Source organism: Halalkalibacter sp. AB-rgal2 (assembly GCF_041821005.1).
Taxonomy (GTDB): Bacteria; Bacillota; Bacilli; order Bacillales; family Bacillaceae_D; genus Halalkalibacter.
The window spans coordinates 1-16,495 of record NZ_JBGUAV010000020.1 but is presented as its reverse complement, the minus strand read 5'-3'; the positions used below and the strand labels follow the sequence as shown (position 1 = coordinate 16,495).

The following is a 16,495-nucleotide window of genomic DNA, read 5'->3' as shown; positions in this document are numbered from 1 at the left end:
TGTTACCATTCAATGCTTGGAGGGGATTTAAGTGAATAAGGGAACGTTAAGGCAAGTTCTATTGTTGACAGATGGACATTCAAATCATGGTGAAGATCCAATTGCGATAGCAGCGCTAGCTAAAGAGCAAGGTATTACAGTAAATGTCGTTGGAATTGTTGATGATAATCATTTAAGTGAAAAAGGAATAGAGGAAATTGAAGCGATAGCGATGGCTGGTAATGGAGTCAGTCAAATTGTTTATGCTAAACAATTACCTCAAACGGTTCAAATGGTTACGCGAAAAGCGATGACGCAAACGATTCATGGAGTGGTTAATAAGGAGCTTTCACAAATATTGGGAGATAGTACGGAGATGGAAGATTTGCCGCCGAATAAACGTGGGGAGGTAATGGAAGTAGTTGATGAGCTTGGTGAAACAATGAGTCTTGAAGTTCTTCTACTAGTTGATACGAGTGCTAGTATGAAAAACAAACTTCCAATGGTACAAGAAGCGTTAACAGATCTATCAATTAGTTTAACGTCAAGAATAGGTGCTAATCGCTTCTCTTTATACTCTTTTCCTGGGAAGCGAAAAAATATCGATAAACTATTAGACTGGTCACCGAAACTTCAATCATTAACAAGCCTTTTTCAAAAGCTGTCTTCAGGAGGGATTACTCCTACAGGGCCGGCATTAAAGGAAGCACTGCATAAATTCTCAAAGGCAGAATCAAGAAGGGGTTTGATCGCTGGTGAAGATGAAGAGCAGCTATTCAAAGAATCAGGGATGTAGACTTGCTTCAGGGGAAAAATTTCTCGGGAAATGGCACAAAAATCCGTATCGAGTGATTCGGAAGCTGGGTGAAGGAGCAAATGGGACGGTTTATTTAGCCGATTCAAAGCAAGGACAAGTGGCACTAAAGGTTGGGTTGGACCAAATGTCGATAACATCAGAGGTGAATGTATTAAAACATTTTTCGAAGGTTCAAAGCCAAATGCTTGGACCTTCTTTGTTTGATGTCGATGATCTTACTTATGAAAATAAAACATTTCCGTTTTATGTGATGGAATATTTAAAGGGACCTTGTTTGCTAGATTTTATGAATTCTAAAGGAGTTGAATGGCTCGGTCTTTTAATGGTGCAGTTGTTAGGTGATTTAGAAAGGCTGCATCGGTCAGGCTGGGTGTTTGGTGATTTGAAGCCGGAAAATATGATTGTAGTTGGTCCCCCGGCTAGAATTCGTTTGTTGGACGTTGGTGGAACAACATTAATAGGTCGTTCAATCAAAGAATTCACGGAATTTTACGATCGTGGTTACTGGGGCTTAGGAACGAGAAAGGCAGAATCTAGCTATGATTTGTTTGCAGTTGCTATGATTATGATTAATTGTGTTTACCCGAAACGATTCGAAAAGCAAGGTGAAAAGCCACTTGTATTTTTAAAACGTCAAATTGAACGGAAATCGATTTTATCTCCTTTTAAGCACGTTTTGTTAAAAGCGTTACAAGGGAAATATGATAGCGCACAGCTAATGAAAAACGATATGCTAAAGGCATTGTCGAAAGGACTAGAAGTTAAGGCGCCACCCAAGTCTTCAACTTCATCACAGCAAGTGAAGAGATCTAGAAAGAAGAGCTCGACTTATGCTAAGGAAAGTAAAAATCGTCGTCCAGAAAAAAAGCAGGGGTATTTTGTGGAAATCTTTTTGCTTTCCTCTTTTTTTCTATTACTATATATCCTATACTTATTTGGACAAATGATGTAATGAATTTTACACGGCGTATTGGAGGGGGTGAAGCTGGGGATGGAAGCAGCGGTTTTGTCGTTTATTTCTAAGCACAAATTATTAAAGCCGAAGCAAACGGTTTTAGTTGCTGTTTCAGGTGGTCCGGACTCAATGGCACTTCTCCATTTGCTGTGGTCAAATCGTACAGCTTTAAACATTGTCGTTTGTGCCTGTCATGTCCATCACCAGCTTCGAGGAAAAGAAGCTGATGATGATGAGGTTTATATTCAGCAATTTTGCAAAGAAAAATCTATACGACTTTTTGAAAAAAAAGTCGATGTAAAGAGCTATGCAACCTATCATCAAGTGAGTACCCAGGTGGCAGCGCGGCAATTACGCTATCAATGGTTTAGTGAGCTAGCGAATGAAATGAAGAATAGCGTCGTAGCGACAGGGCATCACGGAGACGATCAGATGGAAACGATGATGATGAAAATCGTGGGTGGTAGCTATGCCTTGAAGCCTTACGGGATTTTACCGAAACGAACCATTGAGAAAATAAAAGTGATTCGACCGTTTCTTGGAATAACAAAGGATGAAATTGAGCATTATTGTAATGAAGCTTGTATTGAACCGAGAAGGGATTCTAGTAACAAATCAAGAGCGTATACGAGGAATCGGTTTAGAGAGGATCTCTTGCCACATATGAAACGGGAAAATCAAAAGGTTCATATTCATATGCAGCGTCAAAGCGAATGGGCTTATGAAGATGATGAGTTTTTAATGCAGTTAGCTGAAGATAAGCTGTCTTCTATCATTGTTCAAAAGAATGAACAAATCGTTACAATTTCTCGTAGTTCTTTTGTTGTTGAGAACATGCCTTTACAAAGGAGAATGATTCATCTAATATTAAATTATCTCTATGGGAAATATTCTCCAACGGTTACCTCTATACATATTGAGCAAGTGATTCACATGATACAACGTGAACAACCTGGCGGAGAGCATTATTTACCCCATTCTTTTTTATTTCAACGCGACTATAACAATTGCCATTTTATGAAGGAGCCAATGAATAAACAGCTTAATCAATCATATATTCTATCTGTACCAGGTTATGTACAGGTAGCCGATTGGTCCTTACATGCACGAATAACGAATATGCATAATCAAGAATCTGTAGATGAAATGGTAGTGGATTATGATGAAGTGACATTTCCGTTGTCGGTTCGTCACCGCCTTCCGAATGATCGAATGCATTGTCGTGGGATGAATGGGACAAAGAAAATAGGGCGTTTGTTTATTGACCGAAAAATTCCTAAGCAAGAAAGAGACAAGTGGCCGATTGTCATTGATGGAGCTGGCCGAATTTTATGGGTCCCTCTTCTACATCGATCAATGGTTGCTAATGTCCATTCTAAGACGAAAAAGCGTCTTATTTTATCATGTAACTATGAGAATTAACTTGCTAGGAAAAGTCGGCGTTGTTTAGATTTGATAGACAATTAGGAGGTTTATGGAACTTGATGAAGGACGAGATTAGAGAGGTATTGATATCTGAAGAACAGATTCAAAGTAAATGCCTTGAGTTAGGGCGACAAATAACCGAAGAGTACGAAGGTCGGTTCCCGCTTGTTATTGGTGTGTTAAAAGGAGCTCTTCCTTTCATGGCTGATTTAACCAAGCGAATTGATACTCACCTTGAAATGGATTTTATGGATGTATCAAGCTATGGCAAAGGCACAGTGTCTTCTGGAGAAGTGAAAATCATTAAAGATTTAGATGCTTCTGTAGAGGGAAGGGACGTACTAATTGTAGAAGATATTATTGATAGTGGTTTGACCCTTAGTTATTTAGTCGAGCTCTTTCATTATCGTAAAGCAAAGTCGGTTAAGGTTGTGACATTGCTTGATAAACCAGACGGAAGAAAGGTTGATCTTATTCCAGACATAACTGGCTTCACAGTACCAGATGCCTTCGTTGTTGGATATGGATTAGATTATGCAGAGAAATACCGCAACCTTCCTTATATTGGGGTATTAAAGCCTGAGATTTATGAGAGTTAACATTTGTGATCAAATGAACAGTTATGATACGATAATTGAAGTCTTATTGTCGTGGGAGGAGGTCAAGAATGAATCGGATTTTTCGTAATACCATTTTTTATTTACTTATCTTTCTTGTTATTATAGGAATTGTGAATGCATTCAGTTCCGATCAAACTGAAACAAAGCCTGTAACATATACTGAACTAAGAGAACGAGTTGAGCAACGAGAAGTAAGTGAGATGACCGTCAAGCCAGCTCGTCAAGTATATTTAGTTCGTGGTCAATTTACCGATCAGCCTGAAGATGAATATTTCGAATCGAATTTATTAGTGAGTGAAGAAACGGCTCAATTCTTAACAGAAGCTGTTGGTCCAGACGGTAGTCCGCTTGTTGTTGAAATTGAAGGCGCTGATGAGACAAGTGGTTGGGTGACTTTCTTTACATCGATCATTCCTTTCATTATTATCTTCATTTTGTTCTTCTTCTTATTAAGCCAAGCTCAGGGCGGCGGTAGTCGTGTAATGAACTTCGGTAAAAGTAAGGCCAAAATGGTTAGTGATGAAAAGAAAAAAGCGAAATTTAAAGATGTTGCTGGTGCTGATGAAGAGAAGCAGGAGCTCGTGGAAGTGGTTGAGTTTCTAAAGGACCCTCGTAAATTCTCAGCAATTGGTGCGCGTATTCCAAAAGGGGTTCTTCTAGTTGGACCACCTGGTACAGGGAAAACATTACTTGCACGTGCGGTTGCAGGAGAAGCGGGCGTGCCATTTTTCTCGATTAGTGGTTCAGATTTCGTTGAGATGTTTGTTGGTGTTGGGGCATCGCGTGTCCGCGATCTATTTGAGAATGCGAAGAAAAATGCACCTTGTATTATTTTCATTGATGAGATTGATGCTGTAGGGCGTCAGCGTGGAGCTGGTTTAGGTGGAGGTCACGATGAACGTGAGCAAACGTTAAACCAATTGCTTGTTGAAATGGATGGATTTAGTGCTAATGAGGGGATTATCATTATTGCTGCAACAAACCGTGCTGATATTCTCGATCCAGCCTTGTTACGTCCTGGCCGGTTTGATCGTCAAATCCAAGTGAATCGACCTGATGTCAAAGGACGTGCAGAGGTTCTAAAAGTACATGCACGAAATAAGCCTCTTAATGATGATGTCAATTTAGAATCAATTGCAGCGAGAACGCCAGGTTTTTCTGGGGCAGACCTTGAGAACTTACTAAATGAAGCAGCTCTCGTTGCTGCTCGTCATGATCAAACGAAGATAAGTATGATTCATATTGAAGAAGCCATTGACCGTGTGATTGCCGGCCCTGCTAAGAAGAGCCGTGTCATTTCGAAAAAGGAAAAAAATATTGTTGCTTGGCATGAAGCTGGTCACACGGTAGTAGGTGTGAAGCTTGAAAACGCAGATATGGTACACAAGGTAACGATTGTTCCTCGTGGAATGGCAGGCGGGTATGCGGTCATGCTACCAAAAGAAGATCGTTATTTTATGACGAAGCCGGAGCTGCTTGACAAAATTATCGGTTTACTTGGTGGACGTGTGGCTGAGGAAATTCAATTTGGTGAAGTGAGTACAGGTGCACATAATGACTTTCAACGTGCAACTTCTATCGCTAGGAAAATGGTTACTGAATATGGTATGAGTGAAAAGCTAGGTCCTATGCAGTTTGGCTCTAATTCTGGAGGCCAAGTATTCCTCGGTCGTGATATTCAAAATGAACAAAATTATAGTGAAGCGTTCGCTCATGAAATTGATTTAGAAGCACAACGTTTCATTAAGGAGTGCTATGAGCGCTGTCGACAAATTTTGGTTGAGAATAAAGCAAGTCTTGATCTTGTCGCTGAAACGTTACTTGAATTAGAGACTCTTGATGCAGAGCAAATTAAATCGTTAATAAACGAGGGTAAATTGCCAGAAGATCATCATACGAATCGTCACAAAGAAAATGGTGATGAAAAAACGAGTGATGTGAAAGTAAACATTCAATCGAAGCAGGATGATCAGAAGTCAGATACTGAACCAGTGAATCAAGAAGAAGAGCAAGAGGATTCACCAAACAAAAAGGATGAATAATTCATCGTGATGTATAGGGTGTCTCATAAGGTCAAACCTTATGGGGCACTCTTTTTTAAAAGGTAAGAAAGTATAAAATTCTTTAAAAGACGCTTTCGCGTTTTTCTTAGGCTCTATACTAAATGTGGTGGTGAGTGTGTTTGATTGTTGTCATTGATGTAGGCAATACGAATATTGTTTTCGGTGGCTATGAAGGAAGATCGTTAAAGTATCATTGGCGTATGGCGACGAGCAGGGAGAAGACAGAAGACGAGTATGCCATGCTAATGAGAGCATTATTTGAACAAGAGCAACTACATTTTTCGATGGTGGAAGGTGTCATTATTTCATCGGTCGTACCCCCTATCATGTATACGCTCGAATTAATGTGTAAAAAGTATTTTAACCAGAAGCCCTTGGTCATTGGACCGGGCATAAAAACGGGTCTTAATATTAAATATGATAATCCAAAGGAAGTTGGAGCAGATCGAATTGTCAATGCGGTAGCTGGCATACAATTATATGGAGCCCCTCTTATTATTGTCGATTTTGGTACAGCGACTACCTTTTGTTACTTGAATGAACAGAAGCAATATATGGGGGGAGCGATTGTACCAGGGTTATCGATTTCAGCCGAGGCTCTGTATACAAGAGCGTCGCAATTGCCAAGAATTCAACTTTCCAAGCCTAATCAAGTAATTGGGAAAAATACGGTTCACGCGATGCAATCAGGCGTGTTTTACGGTTATATTTGTCAAGTGGATGGTATGGTAAACCGATTCAAAGCCTCAGCAAAAAGTGACCCTGTTGTCGTTGCGACAGGAGGTCTTGCGGAATTACTCTCTGAAGAGGCAGAAACGATTGATTACGTCGATCCCTTTTTGACGTTAAAAGGGTTGAAAATGATTTATGATAAGAACAAAAAGGTAGGCGAAAAGAATGACTGATTATTTAATTAAAGCAACCGCATTTGGCGGTAAAGTACGAGCATATTCGTTAGTAGCGACAGAAATGGTCAATGAAGCCGTTCGAAGACAAGGAACATGGCCTACTGCATCAGCTGCGTTAGGGCGTGCAATGATGGCAAGCACGATGATGGCAATGATGCTAAAAGGAAATGAAAAAATGACTGTTAAAGTTGAGGGAGGTGGTCCAATTGGATCGATCGTGGTCGACGCAAATGCCAAAGGTGAAACGAGAGGATATGTGACCAATCCGCACGTTCATTTTGATTTAAATGAGCACGGAAAGCTAGATGTTGCCCGAGCAGTAGGGAAAGAGGGCTTCTTGTCTGTTATTAAAGACCTTGGGTTAAAAGAGCACTTTACCGGAAGTGTTCCGATCGTTTCTGGTGAATTAGGTGAGGACTTTACGTATTACTTCGCTTCCTCTGAGCAAACACCTTCTTCAGTGGGTGTCGGAGTGCTTGTTAATCCTGATAATTCTGTTTTGGCAGCGGGTGGATTTATTATTCAGTTAATGCCTGGAGCAGAAGATGCGATTGTAGAAGAAATTGAAAAAAGACTGTCTGCCATTCCCCCTATTTCAAAATTGATTGAACTTGGTATGCCGCCTGAAGAAATTTTGCAATCTTTACTCGGGGAGGAAAATGTTAAGGTATTGGAGAAAGCACCAATTATATTCAATTGTCACTGTTCTAAGGAAAGAATTGAGAATGCGATTATCAGTCTTGGGGCTGAGGAAATTCAAAGAATGATTGAAGAAGATCACGGTGCTGAGACGCGTTGCCATTTTTGTAACGAAGAATATTATTTTTCAGAAGACGATTTAAAACAATTGCTAGAACAAGTTAAATAAAAATAAAATTTTGAAACGTTTCAATTGACACCTTGGTAGCGGTTTGATACTATTATTTTAACAAAACCAATAAATTTACTAGGGATTAAAAGGAGGAACTATTTATGAAGGTTGTTCAATCTATTACAGATTTAATTGGTCAAACGCCGTTAGTAAAACTGAATCGTCTTGTTTCTGATAAGCATGCTGATATTTATTTAAAGCTCGAATATATGAATCCTGGAAGCTCCGTTAAAGATCGTATCGCACTTGCGATGATCGAAGCGGCTGAAAAAGCAGGCAAATTAACAAAAGATACGGTCATTGTAGAGCCGACTAGTGGGAATACGGGAATTGGCCTGGCGATGGTTGCTGCTGCTAAAGGCTATAAAACAAAGCTAGTGATGCCTGAGACAATGAGTATGGAACGTCGTAACTTACTGCGTGCTTATGGCGCGGAGCTTGTGTTAACGCCAGGACCAGAAGGTATGGGCGGAGCGATCCGCAAAGCAACTGAGCTTGCACAAGAAGAGGGACACTTTATGCCTCAGCAATTTGAAAATGAGGCGAACCCTGAGATTCACCGTAATACGACTGGTAAGGAATTACTTGAGCAAGTTGAAGGTCAAATTGACGGATTTGTATCAGGTATTGGTACAGGTGGTACGATCACAGGTGCAGGTGGGTTGTTAAAGGAGCACTATCCAAACCTACAAATTGCTGCTGTTGAACCGTCTGATTCTCCTATCCTTTCAGGCGGTAACCCAGGTCCGCATAAGATTCAAGGTATTGGAGCTGGATTTGTTCCTAAGATTTTAGATACTGATATATACGATGAAGTCATCCAAGTATCGACTGAACAGGCATTTGAATATGCTCGTCGTGCTGCAAGTGAAGAAGGGATTCTTGGTGGTATTTCTTCAGGTGCTGCGATTTATGCTGCGCTTCAACTAGCTGAAAAGCTTGGGGCAGGTAAAAAGGTAGTGGCCATTATTCCTTCAAATGGAGAACGTTATTTAAGTACTCCTTTATATCAATTTGAAGATTAAGCGACCATTCTTAATAAATAGTTCAGAAAAGATATTGGGAAGCATTCGTTGCTTTTCCGATATCTTTTTTTAGGATAAAAAAACGTATGAATGGAAGTTCTCGTTGTGTGAAAGAAAAAAGGAACCGATCTTTTCTTTATAGCTATTCTCATGTAGAATATACGAAAGGAAAAGAGACAGAGGTGAGGACGGTGTCCAAACAAATGAAAAGACTCAAAAAAGCTAAGTCTTTTCCTCTTCATGAAAGTAAGTGGTTTAAACGTTATACACAGCTTATCGTTGATCATCCTCATCATATTTTATTAGAAAGTGGACGTGGTGGGCGCTATAGTATCATGGGATTAGAGCCTATTGCAGTCGTAACAGGTAAAGGTACAACGTTAACGATTGAGGATCGAAATGGCGTCGAAAAAAGGCAAGGCGCCCTATTAGAGTTATTAGAGGACGTCCTTGCACCTTATCATCATCCTACGAGTGCAGAGCTCCCTCCATTCCAAGGTGGAGCAATGGGTTATCTCAGCTATGATATTGTTCGTGAAATCGAGGATTTACCGAACCAAGCGAAGGACGACTTGGCATTACCTGACCTTTACTTTATGATATTTGATGATGTGTTCATATATGATCATATGGAGAATCGGATATGGATCATTGTATATGGTGACAAGAGTGAAGGAGAACGATTAGATAAACGGCTAACAGACTACTTCGAGCAGTGGACTAAACATGGTGAAGATGAACAACAGATGATAGCGTTAAGTGACAGTCAAGGTGAAGTGAAGTCTTCTCTAACAGAAGAAGCATTTTGCAAGGCGGTAATGCGAATTCAGGATTATATCTCTGCTGGAGACGTCTTTCAAGTTAACCTTTCTGTCAGACAGCAGAAGCCATTAAATGTCCCATCTTTAGAGGTGTATAAAAGGTTAAGGCAACTGAATCCTTCTCCTTATATGAGCTATTTGCAAACACCTGATTTTCAATTAGTTAGTGCTTCCCCTGAGTTGTTAGTGAAAAAGCAAGGCGAAGAGCTTTCAACTAGACCGATAGCAGGAACGAGGTCACGTGGTAAAAACGAAAAGGAAGATCAAGAGCTTGCAGGAACGTTAATCAATAATGAGAAGGAGCGAGCTGAGCATGTGATGCTTGTTGACTTAGAGAGAAACGATCTAGGGAGAGTTTCTTCGTATGGGACAGTGGAAGTAGATGAATTAATGGTTATCGAAAAATATTCGCATGTCATGCATATTGTTTCAAATGTGAAGGGTATGTTAGCAGAAGGGCATACGTTATATGATGTTATACGTGCTACGTTTCCAGGAGGGACGATAACAGGTGCTCCCAAAGTACGCACAATGGAAATCATTGAGGAGCTTGAGCCTGTTCGCCGCTCGGTCTATACTGGATCAATCGGATGGATTGGTTTTGATAAGAATATGGAGCTGAATATTGCGATAAGGACAATGGTTTGTAAAGATGGCTATGCCCATGTACAAGCAGGTGCGGGGATTGTGATTGATTCCGTACCGGAGAATGAATATAAAGAATCATTAAAAAAGGCGAGAGCCCTATGGAAAGCATTAGAGCTTAGTGAAGAAGAGTTGAGAAAAAATCCAGTTCAGTTGAGTTGAGGAGGTAATAAGATGATTTTAATGATTGATAATTATGATTCGTTTACGTATAACCTTGTACAATATTTAGGGGAAATGGGCCATGAGCTCGTCGTTAAGCGTAATGATCAAATGACGATTGCTGAAATTGAACAGCTAAATCCCGAGTTTTTAATGATTTCACCAGGCCCTTGTAGTCCTAATGAAGCTGGTATTAGTCTTGAGGCTATCTCCGCATTCGCGGGAAAAATCCCAATTTTTGGTGTTTGTCTCGGGCATCAATCAATTGCGCAAGTATTTGGTGGGGACGTCGTACGTGCTGACCGTTTAATGCATGGAAAGACGTCTAAGATTGAACATAATGCGCAAACGGTTTTTAAAGGATTAGAAAACCCGTTAACAGCAACAAGGTATCATTCTCTTATCGTAAAAAGAGAAACATTACCTGAATGCTTTGAGATTACAGCTGAAACGGCAGAAGGGGAAATTATGGCTATTCGCCATAAGGAATTACCTATTGAAGGAGTTCAATTTCACCCAGAGTCAATCATGACGGATGATGGCAAGAAGATGCTTCGAAACTTCATTGAAACATATGGTAAGGAGACGTTAACGTGTTCATCTACGTAAATGGAGACATCATTCATAGAGAAGAGGCACGCATATCACCTTATGATCATGGTTATTTATATGGCCTCGGTTTGTTTGAAACATTTGCGGTTGTAGATGGTCATCCATTTTTGTTGGATGACCATTTTCAACGTTTGCAAAGAGGTCTGGCTGTGCTGGATATTCAATGGACCTATTCTAGAGAAGCGGTGCTGACCATTTTACAAAGTCTGTTGAAGAAGAATGGATTGACAAACGCTTACGTCCGATGGAATATTTCAGCTGGAATTGAGGATATTGGACTGTACACCGGAAAGTATAGCCAGCCTTCGGTTATTGTGTTCGTTAAACCGTTACCAAATAGACCGCTTGAGAAGAAAGCGGAGTTTCTTCAGCTCAGGAGAAATACACCTGAGGGCTCTGAGCGGTTAAAATCACACCATTATTTAAACAATCTTTTAGCGAAGAGGGAATTAGGGCCAAACCGAGATAAAGAAGGTATTTTTTTGACACAAGAAGGTTTTGTTGCTGAAGGAATAGTCTCGAATGTGTTTTGGGTACGTGATCGCATCGTGTATACTCCAGATTTAGCAACAGGGATATTAAGTGGTATAACAAGACAGTTTGTATTAAAACAGCTAAATCATTGGGGGGTACGTTATGAAGAAGGTTTCTTTCTACCATCCGATGTGAAGGATGCAGATGAAGTCTTCATGACAAATTCGATTCAAGAGATCGTGCCACTTTATTTTGATGGGCAAAGAAAAGGAGATCGATTCATAACGACTCAGCTTCAAGGCTCGTTTGAAAAGAACCGCCGACGTTTGTGGAGTAGTGATGAATTGAAATAGGTAGGTGAATCAATTGGGAAGATGGCAAGAGAAAATGAAAAGGAAAACATTGATAATGGGCATTCTCAATGCGACACCGGATTCATTCTCTGATGGTGGCCGTTATAACGATGTAGAGTTAGCGGTTATGCAGGCAAAGCGAATGATTGCTGATGGTGCTGATATGATTGATGTAGGTGGTGAATCAACGAGACCGGGTGCTACTTTTGTTGAAGTGGAGGACGAATTAGACCGGGTGCTGCCGGTTATTCGTGCCCTGCGTCAGGAATTGGGCGAGCCAATTTCAATCGATACGTACAAGGCAGAAGTAGCGAATGAAGCGATTCAAGCTGGAGCCTCTATCATTAACGACGTATGGGGGGCGAAATGGGATAAAAGGATGGCGGAAGTCGCAGCTCGTAATGATGTCCCAATTATCTTGACTCATAATCGCGAGAATCATGTTTACGCTGATTTAATGTCTGAGGTTATAAATGATTTACAAGAAAGTATTGCGTTATGTAAGCAAGCGGGTGTAAAGGAAGGTAATATCATTTTAGACCCTGGGATAGGCTTCGCGAAAACATATGAGGAAAATATGGAAGTCATGCGTCATTTAGATCGTATAGTAAATCTTCGTTACCCTGTCCTGCTTGGTACATCACGAAAATCGATTATTGCCAAAACATTAGATCTTCCAGTTGACGAACGAGTGGAAGGGACAGGTGCAACGGTTTGTTACGGTGCTATGAAGGGGTGTTCTATTATGCGTGTCCATGATGTGAAGGAAATGGCACGAATGACACAAATGATGGATGCGCTAATGAGAAAGGGTGAGTAGAAGTATGGATCGAATCTATTTAAATGAATTACAGTTCTACGGTTATCACGGTGTCTTCGAGGAAGAGAAGAAGCTCGGTCAACGTTATATCGTGGATGTTGTTATGAAGCTAAATTTGATCGAAGCTGGACGGACAGATGAACTAAATTATACAATTGATTACGGTGATGCGTATGAACGTATTCAATCTATTGTCGAGGGCAAGCCTTATAAGTTAATAGAGGTTGTAGCGGAGAAAATTGCAGCAGAATTATTACAAACATACACACTATTACAGGAGTGTACAGTGAAAGTAACGAAGCCCAATCCACCGATAGCTGGACAATATAAGGCGGTTGCTGTTGAAATAACGAGGGGAAGGTTATGAAGCATATTGCTTATATTGCTTTAGGCTCTAATATTGGAAAACGCCAAGCCCATTTGGAGAAAGCGATTGATTTACTTAGTCGAGAAGCTATGATTGACGTATGCGCACTCTCCTCAATTTATGAAACAGATCCAGTTGGATATGAAGATCAACAAAGCTTTTTAAACATGGTCATATCCATTCGAACAAGTTTAACAAGTGAACAATTATTGGAAATAACACAAAAGATCGAGCGAGATTGCGGCCGAACAAGAGAAATAAAATGGGGGCCGCGTACAATAGATCTTGACATTCTGCTCTACGACCAAGAAAATATGGAGATGGAGCATTTAATCATTCCTCATCCGAGGATGTGGGAACGTGCTTTTGTGTTAGTGCCACTAAAAGAAATTGCACCGACGTTGTATGTTGTAGATAAGGGACAGACTGTTGAAGAGCTTTATAATACATTACCAGATAAAGAAGGGGTAAAGGTATGGAGTACTTTGGACGACGCATCCGAGCGTTTCGAAAATTAAAAGGCTATACTCAACAACGCTTTGCAAAAGAGGTGGGTCTCTCACTGTCTGTACTCGGTGAGATTGAAAGGGAGAGCCGACAACCGACAGAAGAACAGCTAGAACGAATTGCTGCTACGCTAAATGTTCTTATAGATGAAGTGAAGGGAACTTAAATCGGAGGTGAAAGAACATGTTACAAATAGGTTCCATTAAGATGAAAAACCAAGTCGTTCTTGCGCCGATGGCCGGTGTTTGTAATCCTGCCTTTCGATTAATAGCGAAAGAGTTTGGTGCAGGCTTAGTTTGTGCTGAGATGGTAAGTGACAAGGCCATTTTACACAAAAATGAGAAGTCATTAAGTATGCTATACGTTGACGAGCGCGAGAAGCCTTTGAGCTTACAAATATTCGGTGGTGAAAAGGAGACGCTTGTAGAGGCAGCGAAGTTCGTTGATCAAAATACGAATGCGGATATTATTGACATCAATATGGGGTGTCCAGTTCCGAAAATTACGAAATGTGATGCAGGAGCAAAATGGCTGTTGGATCCAAATAAGATATATGAAATGGTGTCAGCGACAGTTGATGCTGTTCGGAAGCCTGTTACAGTGAAAATGAGAATGGGCTGGGATGAGGAGCATATTTTTGCGGTAGAAAATGCACAAGCGGTAGAGCGTGCTGGTGGTAGTGCGATTGCGTTACATGGACGTACACGTGTTCAAATGTACGAAGGTGTTGCGAACTGGGATATCATCAAGCAAGTAAAGGGATCTGTATCTATTCCTGTCATGGGTAACGGTGATGTGAAAACACCTGAAGACGCAAAACGTATGCTAGACGAAACGGGTGTTGATGGTGTCATGATTGGGAGAGCGGCATTAGGAAATCCATGGATGTTGTATCAAACGATCAATTACTTAGAGCATGGGGTGACACCTGTTGAACCACCCCCTCGTGAAAAGATCGATGTTTGTATGGTGCATCTCGATCGACTAATTGATTTAAAGGGTGAAAATGTTGCTGTTCGTGAAATGCGTAAGCATGCAGCGTGGTATTTAAAAGGAATGCGTGGGAGTGGGCGCATCCGTGATCAAATCAATCAATTTGCTACAAGAGATGATGTGGCTAACACATTGTACGGTTATATTGAGCAGCTAGAAGAACAGCAGGCAGAGACGTCAAGCGCTGTTTGACTTTTAGCGTACTCTTCACTATAATTCGTTTGTGATAAGTATACTGCCAGTGTTGTCACTGGCAGTTTTTTCTACATAGAATCGGACATAAGCGTTTGATAACAAAGTAAGGAGAGTGAAATAGATGTCGCAGGAAATAGAGTTAAATGAATTGTTAACGGTGAGACGGGACAAGTTAAAGCAATTGCAAGAAAAGGGGATTGATCCCTTTGGGGAGAAATTTGAGAGAAGCCATTCTGCTAGAGAAATGAATGAACAATTTGGTGAACTGGATAAAGAAACATTAGGTGAGCAGGAAAAGGAAGTGATTCTTGCTGGGCGAATTATGACAAAGCGCGGAAAAGGGAAAGCGGGCTTTGCCCATATCCAGGATTTAACGGGTCAAATTCAAATCTATGTCCGCAAAGATGCTGTCGGCGATGAGGCGTATGAGCTTTTTAATTCGATTGATATTGGTGATATTGTGGGTGTTAAAGGGTTGGCTTTTAAGACGAAGGTTGGCGAATTATCTATCAAGGTACAAACCTTTACTCTACTCTCGAAATCATTGCGCCCACTACCAGATAAGTTTCATGGTTTAAAAGATATTGAGCAACGCTACCGTCAACGTTATGTCGATCTAATTGTGAATCCGGAAGTTCGTGATACATTTGTTTTGCGTAGTCGTATTTTACAATCAATGCGTCGTTATTTAGATTCTAATGGTTACTTAGAGGTAGAGACACCGACGATGCATTCGATTGCTGGTGGTGCCTCGGCTCGTCCGTTTGTGACACACCATAATGCGTTAGATATGACATTATATATGAGAATTGCTATTGAACTTCATTTAAAGCGTCTCATTGTCGGTGGCTTAGAGAAGGTGTACGAAATTGGACGAGTATTTCGTAATGAAGGGGTGTCGACGCGACATAATCCTGAATTTACGATGATCGAGTTGTATGAGGCGTATGCTGATTATCATGACATTATGGAATTGACCGAAAATCTTGTGGCTCATATCGCTAAAGAAGTTTTAGGGACAACGATTGTTACGTATGGCGACCATGAGGTTGATTTGACCCCTAGATGGAAGAGGGTTCACATGGTGGATGCGATCAAGGAGAAGACGGGTGTAGATTTTTGGCAGCAATTGAGTGACGAAGAGGCGCGTCAACTAGCGAAAGAGCATCGTGTTCCTGTTAAAGAGACGATGACGTTTGGGCATGTTGTCAATGAATTCTTTGAGCATTTTGTTGAAGAAGAGTTGATACAACCTACGTTTATATATGGCCACCCAGTTGCTATTTCACCCTTAGCAAAGAAAAATGAGGACGATGGGCGCTTTACCGATCGTTTTGAATTATTTATTGTTGGTCGTGAGCATGCTAATGCTTTTACTGAGCTTAATGATCCGATTGATCAGCGTCAGCGTTTTGAGCAACAGCTTGTTGAGCGTGAACAAGGTGATGAAGAGGCTCACATGATGGATGAAGATTTTGTTGAGGCGTTGGAGTATGGAATGCCACCGACTGGTGGGCTTGGAATAGGGATTGACCGTTTAGTGATGTTGCTAACGAATTCGCCATCTATTCGCGATGTATTATTGTTTCCGCAAATGCGTCACAGAGATCAACCAGAATAAAGAGTAGACTATTAGTGGTGTCTGAAGGTTTGTATTTGACTTTTAGGACACCACTAGTAAAAGAATCATTGTTCTAAACCTTCAAAGGGACTGGATACGTAAATAATTTTTTAAAAAGTACTTGCGCTACATGGTTAAATGATGTTATATTATTTCTTGTCGCTAAGACAGAGAATAAATGAGCCAAAAAAGATTTGACAATCCGGTCTCATTTTGTTATGATTTTAAAGTCGCTGTTAAATAGAAAGCGACATTAAAAAGC

Annotated in this window: 17 protein-coding genes; all 17 read left to right on the top strand. The window is 40.7% G+C overall.

Annotated elements, in window-relative coordinates; genetic code table 11:
• Positions 1 to 31 precede the first annotated feature (31 nt).
• The 17 genes from ACERJO_RS14850 (at position 32) to lysS (ending at position 16,233) form a co-directional block, all read left to right on the top strand.
• A complete protein-coding gene (locus ACERJO_RS14850) occupies positions 32 to 775 on the top strand; it encodes a VWA domain-containing protein (RefSeq protein ID WP_247107274.1) in 744 nt (247 codons plus the stop codon).
• Complete coding sequence (locus ACERJO_RS14845) at positions 741 to 1,748, top strand: serine/threonine protein kinase (protein WP_373648023.1); 1,008 nt, start codon at positions 741 to 743, stop codon at positions 1,746 to 1,748. Before ACERJO_RS14850 ends, ACERJO_RS14845 begins: the two co-directional genes overlap by 35 nt.
• Before the next feature lie 39 nt (positions 1,749 to 1,787).
• Positions 1,788 to 3,173 (top strand): tRNA lysidine(34) synthetase TilS, encoded by a 1,386-nt coding sequence (gene tilS, locus ACERJO_RS14840; RefSeq protein WP_373647986.1) that lies wholly within the window; start codon positions 1,788 to 1,790, stop codon positions 3,171 to 3,173.
• Between the two features lie 62 nt (positions 3,174 to 3,235).
• A complete protein-coding gene (gene hpt, locus ACERJO_RS14835; RefSeq protein ID WP_247107292.1) occupies positions 3,236 to 3,775 on the top strand; it encodes a hypoxanthine phosphoribosyltransferase in 540 nt (179 codons plus the stop codon).
• 68 nt (positions 3,776 to 3,843) lie between these two features.
• Positions 3,844 to 5,838, top strand: a complete 1,995-nt coding sequence (gene ftsH, locus ACERJO_RS14830; RefSeq protein WP_373647985.1) for an ATP-dependent zinc metalloprotease FtsH — start codon at positions 3,844 to 3,846, stop codon at positions 5,836 to 5,838.
• A gap of 140 nt (positions 5,839 to 5,978) precedes the next feature.
• Entirely contained in the window at positions 5,979 to 6,764 is a 786-nt protein-coding gene (locus ACERJO_RS14825; protein WP_247107277.1) for a type III pantothenate kinase, read from the top strand.
• A complete protein-coding gene (gene hslO, locus ACERJO_RS14820) occupies positions 6,757 to 7,635 on the top strand; it encodes an Hsp33 family molecular chaperone HslO (RefSeq protein ID WP_373647984.1) in 879 nt (292 codons plus the stop codon). The genes ACERJO_RS14825 and hslO overlap by 8 nt, the downstream gene beginning before the upstream one ends.
• 104 nt (positions 7,636 to 7,739) lie before the next feature.
• Positions 7,740 to 8,663 carry a cysteine synthase A gene (gene cysK, locus ACERJO_RS14815; protein WP_247107279.1) on the top strand — a complete coding sequence of 308 codons (924 nt, stop codon included), beginning with the start codon at positions 7,740 to 7,742 and terminating at the stop codon, positions 8,661 to 8,663.
• A gap of 203 nt (positions 8,664 to 8,866) precedes the next feature.
• A complete protein-coding gene (pabB, locus tag ACERJO_RS14810) occupies positions 8,867 to 10,291 on the top strand; it encodes an aminodeoxychorismate synthase, component I (RefSeq protein ID WP_373647983.1) in 1,425 nt (474 codons plus the stop codon).
• A gap of 12 nt (positions 10,292 to 10,303) precedes the next feature.
• Positions 10,304 to 10,900, top strand: a complete 597-nt coding sequence (gene pabA / locus ACERJO_RS14805) for an aminodeoxychorismate/anthranilate synthase component II (RefSeq protein WP_247107281.1) — start codon at positions 10,304 to 10,306, stop codon at positions 10,898 to 10,900.
• Positions 10,885 to 11,730, top strand: a complete 846-nt coding sequence (gene pabC / locus ACERJO_RS14800; protein ID WP_373647982.1) for an aminodeoxychorismate lyase — start codon at positions 10,885 to 10,887, stop codon at positions 11,728 to 11,730. Before pabA ends, pabC begins: the two co-directional genes overlap by 16 nt.
• 34 nt (positions 11,731 to 11,764) lie before the next feature.
• On the top strand, positions 11,765 to 12,550 hold the full coding sequence (folP, locus tag ACERJO_RS14795) for a dihydropteroate synthase (protein WP_373648022.1): 786 nt from the start codon (positions 11,765 to 11,767) through the stop codon (positions 12,548 to 12,550).
• Between the two features lie 4 nt (positions 12,551 to 12,554).
• Complete coding sequence (gene folB / locus ACERJO_RS14790; RefSeq protein WP_373647981.1) at positions 12,555 to 12,917, top strand: dihydroneopterin aldolase; 363 nt, start codon at positions 12,555 to 12,557, stop codon at positions 12,915 to 12,917.
• On the top strand, positions 12,914 to 13,435 hold the full coding sequence (folK, locus tag ACERJO_RS14785) for a 2-amino-4-hydroxy-6-hydroxymethyldihydropteridine diphosphokinase (protein WP_373647980.1): 522 nt from the start codon (positions 12,914 to 12,916) through the stop codon (positions 13,433 to 13,435). Before folB ends, folK begins: the two co-directional genes overlap by 4 nt.
• Positions 13,393 to 13,590: a helix-turn-helix domain-containing protein gene (locus ACERJO_RS14780; protein WP_247107285.1), complete on the top strand. Its 198-nt coding sequence runs from the start codon at positions 13,393 to 13,395 to the stop codon at positions 13,588 to 13,590. The genes folK and ACERJO_RS14780 overlap by 43 nt, the downstream gene beginning before the upstream one ends.
• A gap of 17 nt (positions 13,591 to 13,607) precedes the next feature.
• A complete protein-coding gene (gene dusB, locus ACERJO_RS14775) occupies positions 13,608 to 14,609 on the top strand; it encodes a tRNA dihydrouridine synthase DusB (protein WP_373647979.1) in 1,002 nt (333 codons plus the stop codon).
• Between the two features lie 124 nt (positions 14,610 to 14,733).
• Entirely contained in the window at positions 14,734 to 16,233 is a 1,500-nt protein-coding gene (gene lysS / locus ACERJO_RS14770) for a lysine--tRNA ligase (RefSeq protein WP_373647978.1), read from the top strand.
• The last annotated feature ends 262 nt before the right edge of the window (positions 16,234 to 16,495 follow it).